Here is a 5,219-nt window from a genome sequence, read left to right as displayed (position 1 = left end):
TGAGCGCGAGGGTCACCGCCTCGACATCGCCCGGTGTCACCGACCGCCCCATCACCGTTTCAAGGTAGTCGAAGGTCGCCGCCGTCTGCACGCAGGTCATGTTGGTGTAGGTCTTCCACACAGCATCGGCGTCGAGCGGCATGTCATGCTCCTCGACATGGTGGCCGAGCCGCTCGAGTACAGCCACGGTCTCCAGCACCGCCGCCTTCACCTCCGGATCGATCGCGGTGCCGTTGGGCGGCGTGACGGAAAAGCCGATGCGCAGCTTCGTTGGCGCCCGCGCCGACAGGCTGAGCCAGCTGCCATCAGGAACCGGCGGCGTGTAGGGGTCGCCCGGCAGCGCGCCGGCGACCGCGTCGAGATAGGCCGCCGTGTCGCGCACCGTGCGCGAGCAGCAGAGGAAATAGGCGCCGCCATACCAATAGTCGCCGAACGGCGCAAGGCTGACGCGGCCGCGCGACGGCTTCAGGCCGACGATGCCGCAGCAGGAGGCCGGGATGCGGATCGAGCCGGCGCCATCGCTGGCTTCGGCGATCGGCACCATGCGCGAAGCAATCGCCGCGGCCGCTCCGCCGCTGGAGCCGCCGGGCGTGATGCCTTCCTTCCACGGGTTCTTCGTCGCGCCGTAGAGCTTTGGCTCGGTGGTGATCGACCAGCCATTTTCTGGGGCGTTCGACTTGCCGACCAGCACCAGCCCGGCCGCCTTCATGCGGCGAACCACTTCGGTGTCGAAATCGGCGACGACATCTTTCAGGTAGAATGAGGAGTTGGTGTTCGGCGCCCCGGTCCAGGACGAGGCCAGCTCCTTGAGCAGGAATGGCACGCCGGCGAAGGGCGCTGATGTGTCGACCGTCTGCGCCTGGCCGCGCGCCATGTCGTAGAGGCGATGGATGACCGCATTGAGCGTCGGGTTGAGCCGCTCGACCAGCGTGATCGCCGCTTCCACCAGCTCCGCCGGGGTAACGTCGCCGCGCTTCACCAGCGCCGCAAGGTCCAGCGCGTCGGACTCGGCATAGGTTTTCAGCAGACTGTCGGTGACGGCGGCCATATCTCTCTCCTTCGGCGGATAGCTTGTGTTGATGCTGCTCCTGCGGAGAACTGTATTGGGGCATCGGCCCCCTCACCCAGCCTCCGCTTCGCTCGGCTGACCTCTCCCCGAGGGGAGAGGAGACTTGCAGCGCCAGCGCCACCCTCTTCTCCCCAACGGGGAGAAGGTGGCCGCGAAGCGGCCGGATGAGGGGGGCTGGCGCGACTTCAGGCCAGGTCGATGGTCCGTCCCAGTGCGATGCTCTGCTCGGCGGCCAGCACGATGCGCAGGCTGTTGACCGCCGCATCCATCTGCTCGGTGAGGTCGAGATCCTCGCGGATGGCGCGCAGGAAGAAGGCCTGCTCGCGATCGCACAGTTCCTGGTGGCCGGGTTCGTCCTCCATGCTGACGATCTCGTCGGGTTTGGAGAAATTCTTGTCGCCGTCGACAGCGGCATAGTGGATCTTCAGCGCATCGGTCTTGGTGTGGCGGTCGATGTCGGCGGAATTCGAAACCTCTGCCAGCTCGGCAACACTGCTTGCCTGCTGGCCGGCGACGATCGACACCGCGCCCTTGGGGCCGACGACGTCCTTCACGAAATAGGCCGTCTCGCTCATCATCGGGCCCCAGCCCGCCTCGTACCAGCCGACCGAACCGTCATCGAAGGTGACGTGCAGATGGCCGTAATTCTGCTTGTCGGCTTCCGCCCAGAGCTTGGCGCCGATGCCGTGCACGCGCACCGGCTTGGCGCCGGTCAGCTGGCACATGACGTCGACATAGTGGACGCCGCAATCGACGATCGGGATCAGCGAATCGATCAGGTTCTTGTGCCAGTGCCAGGCGCTGCCGCTGCTCTGCTGGTTGAGGTTGAGCCGCATCACCAGCGGCTTGCCGAGCGTCTTGCCGACCTCGATGAACTTGATCCACGACGGATGCACGCGCAGAATATAGCCGAGCACCAGCTTGCGGTTCTTGGCCCGCGCCGCCGCGACCACCTTCTCGGCATCCTCGTTGTTGGTGGCGAGCGGCTTTTCCATGAACACATGGCAGTTGGCGGCGATTGCCTTCAGCGCGTATTCGGCGTGGGTGTTCGGCCAGCTGTTGATCGAGACGGCGTCCGCTTTTGTTTCCTTCAGCGCCTGGTCGAAATCCTCGTAGAGTGGGTAGCCGGCTAACTCTTCCGGAATCTTCGTGTTGCTCTTGATCGACCGGCTCATGATGCCGACGATCTCGAAACCGTCGAGCCGGTGATAGGCGCTGGCATGCGACGCACCCATATTGCCGAGACCCACCACCAGCACTTTTACCTTGTCGGACACCGAATATCTCCCAGGTTTTGATTGAATTGTGCGCGGCGATCGGTTGCCGCTCGTATGTCTATCCGAGACAATCACCTCAGGTCAGCGCCGCCGCTCATTGCCCGGCCCTTTCCTCTCCCCCGTCGATCGGGGGAGAGGTGTCGAGCGAAGCTCGACGGAGTGGGGGTCGAGACCCTCGCCGCGCGCTTGAGGTCTCTTGCTCGTCAGATTGTGCCTGTCTTGTGGCGACTGCGCGTTTGACGAACGCCTTTCCCCACTCCGTCGCCGCTTCGCGGCGCCACCTCTCCCCCCTCCGGAGGGAGAGGAAAGGAGCCAAGGCAGGGTAATGGAGGGCGGCCGACATGACCCGTTGCGCAGCCCTACTTCACCGCCGAATCGAACAGATGCGCCTTGATCTTCTCGACATCGAGCGCGGCAAAACCTTCCGACAGCTTGACGCCGTCGGCATCGGCCTTGACCTTGGCCTTGTCGAAATCATTGGCCGGGCCGATCAGATCGTTGGTGCAGACATCCTCGGCCTTCACCGGAGCGGTGATCTGGCCGATCTTGTGGATTTCGTCGAAGAAGCCCTGCCAGCTCGCCATGTCGTGCGAGCCCCAGCCGCCGCGCTTGTCCATGTCGCCGCGGAAAACGTTGATCTGCTGCAGGATCGAGGTGGTGCCGAGCTCCGGCCCGAGATTCTTGGCCAGCGTCGGGAACTGCTCGAACACCGCTTCGACCGCCGCGCGTGGATTCTGGTAGCCGAATTCGAGGCCCATCGCCCAGCCGCGCAGGTACTTTTCCAAAAACGCCTTGCGGTCGGGATCCTCGAGATCGGCGGCACGCACGACGAAGGTGTTGGCCGGCAGCTTCGAATTCTGCACGCCGAGCCAGTATTCGAAGTCGAGCCCCTTGGCGATCCATTCGGCGCGCAGCCCTTCCCACGACAGGGCGGCGTCGCCCTGGCCGCCGGCCAGCGCCGTTCCCCAGGTCGGCCAGCCGGCCTCGACATATTTCACCTTCTTGATGTCGACGCCCTGCGCGGCCAGCAGCGGGTCGGTGATCGACTGCCAGGCGGCGGAGCCGAGCAGGATGGTCTTGCCTTCCAGCTTCTTCAGGTCGTTCGATCCCTCGCCCTTGCGGAAGGCGATGCTGAACGTGTCGCGCGCGCCCATATGGAACACCGACTTCAGCTTCATGCCGTTCTGGATGGCGAAGGAGAACACGCCGGGCGACGGGAAGCCCATATCGGCCTGGCCGACATCGACGAACTTCACCGTCGCGGTGCCGTCCGATGGTCCCGGCTGCATGTCGGTGTCCAGCCCGTCGAAATAGCCGGCCTTCTTGGCCGCCCAGTAGGGATAGTCGTCGAGCACTTCGAGCGTGCCGCGCGGCGAGATCCAGGTGAATTTTCCGTAGGGTTCGGCCCTGGCCTTCAGGCCGGTGGCGCCAAGCGCCGTCGCCGTCACCAGCCCGGCGCCGGTGACCTGCAGGAAGTAGCGGCGGCTGATCCCCGCCGGGTTGATCGAGTTCTCTTTGGTCATGGCATTCCCCTTTTTTGTTTGATGTCAGTTTCTTGCCGCCCGCCTCCCGGGCGCCGTCATATCCCTGTGTTCAAGCCTCCCAGCTCGCCCATTTCTTGCCGATCAGGAAGAACAGCACGTAGATCAGGATGCCGAGCGTCGACAGGATCAGCACCACTGCGAAGAACTGCGGCATCTGGATCATCGACGAATAGGTGGTCAGCCGGTTGCCGAGGCCGAAACCGCCGCCGACCATTTCCGCGCCGACCGCGGTCAGCAGGCCGAAGATGGCGCCGATCATCAGCCCGACCAGGATCATCGGCAGCGCCATCGGCGCACGGATCTTCCAGAAGATCTGCAGGGTGCTGGCGCCATAGGAACGCGCCAGCGCAATCTTGGCGCTGTCGACGCGGCGAAAGCCTGTCGCCGCATTGATCATCACCATCGGCCCGGCGGCCAGTGCCACCGCGATGATGCGCGGCGTGTAGCCGAAGCCGAAGCGCAGGATCAGAAGCGGCACCAGCGCCAGCATCGGCGTGGTGACCAGAAGCAGGATGTAAGGCGCGACGATCTTCTCTGCGAACGGGAATTGGGTGATGACGGCGGCCAGCACCAGGCCGATGATGGCGCCGATGGTGAAGCCGGACACCAGCTCGACCAGCGTGTAGCCGAGATGCGGCGCGATCAGCGGAAACTCGTCGAACAGCGCATAAGCGATCGAGCTCGGCGGCGGCATGATATAGAGCGGCACGTGGAACAGCCGCAGCGCCAGTTCGATGCCGCCGATGATGATCACCGCCACGACAAGAATGGCCGCCACCTCCTTGCCCGACTTGATGCCGGGGCCGCTGGCGAAGGCGGAAAGGTTGGTCAGGCTGACCTCATGGCCGTCGCCCGCCTTGGCGCCCGACTTGGACTTTGAGAATTCCGGAATGGCATCGCCCCCGCTCACGGCCTGATCCTCACGATTTCGGCGCTCGGGCGCTCCGGGGCTTTTGGCCGCGTGCGTTCGCCGACAATGTCCATCTTGATCCGGTTGGTGAGGTCGAAGACCTCCTTCGTCGCCATGATCTCCAGCGAACGCGGCCGTGGGAACGGCACGCGGTATTCCTTGGCGACGCGGCCAGGCCGGGCGCTCAGCACCACCACCCGGTCCGAGAGAAAAATCGCTTCCTCGATGCTGTGGGTGATGAAGACGATGGTTGTCTTGGTGTCGAGCCAGATCTCCTCGACCAGCCGGTTCATCTCCTCGCGGGTGAAACTGTCGAGCGCGCCGAACGGCTCGTCCATCAAAAGCACCGAGGGCTTTAGCGCCAGCGCCCGCACGATCGCCGCGCGCTGCTGCATGCCGCCCGACAGCCCGCGCGGAAA

5 protein-coding genes are annotated in these 5,219 nt (G+C 64.5%); all 5 read right to left on the bottom strand.

From position 1 onward, the window contains the following. The coding region (locus tag EN969_RS15720) for an amidase family protein (protein ID WP_127419233.1) at positions 1 to 1,048 on the bottom strand (1,048 nt) is incomplete at its 3' end. Positions 1,049 to 1,254: 206 nt separating this feature from the next. After that, positions 1,255 to 2,346 (bottom strand): Gfo/Idh/MocA family oxidoreductase, encoded by a 1,092-nt coding sequence (locus EN969_RS15715; RefSeq protein ID WP_063169586.1) that lies wholly within the window; start codon positions 2,344 to 2,346, stop codon positions 1,255 to 1,257. Between the two features lie 359 nt (positions 2,347 to 2,705). Continuing rightward, positions 2,706 to 3,869 (bottom strand): ABC transporter substrate-binding protein, encoded by a 1,164-nt coding sequence (locus tag EN969_RS15700; protein WP_013528758.1) that lies wholly within the window; start codon positions 3,867 to 3,869, stop codon positions 2,706 to 2,708. A 70-nt stretch (positions 3,870 to 3,939) separates the two neighbouring features. After that, positions 3,940 to 4,800 (bottom strand): ABC transporter permease, encoded by an 861-nt coding sequence (locus EN969_RS15695; RefSeq protein ID WP_063169587.1) that lies wholly within the window; start codon positions 4,798 to 4,800, stop codon positions 3,940 to 3,942. Beyond that, positions 4,797 to 5,219: ATP-binding cassette domain-containing protein (locus EN969_RS15690; RefSeq protein ID WP_164758276.1), on the bottom strand; the 423-nt coding region annotated here is incomplete at its 5' end. The genes EN969_RS15695 and EN969_RS15690, both read right to left, overlap by 4 nt.

It is taken from the genome of Mesorhizobium sp. M7A.F.Ca.CA.003.01.2.1, assembly GCF_003998945.1.
Taxonomy (GTDB): Bacteria; Pseudomonadota; Alphaproteobacteria; order Rhizobiales; family Rhizobiaceae; genus Mesorhizobium; species Mesorhizobium ciceri.
Note: the sequence above shows the minus strand (reverse complement) of the source record. Positions and strands in the feature narration are given on the sequence as shown.

Bases quoted from the DNA above. Each gene is read 5' to 3' on its own strand.
- EN969_RS15700 (WP_013528758.1), bottom strand. From the start codon at position 3,869: ATGACCAAAGAGAACTCGATCAACCCGGCGGGGATCAGCCGCCGCTAC.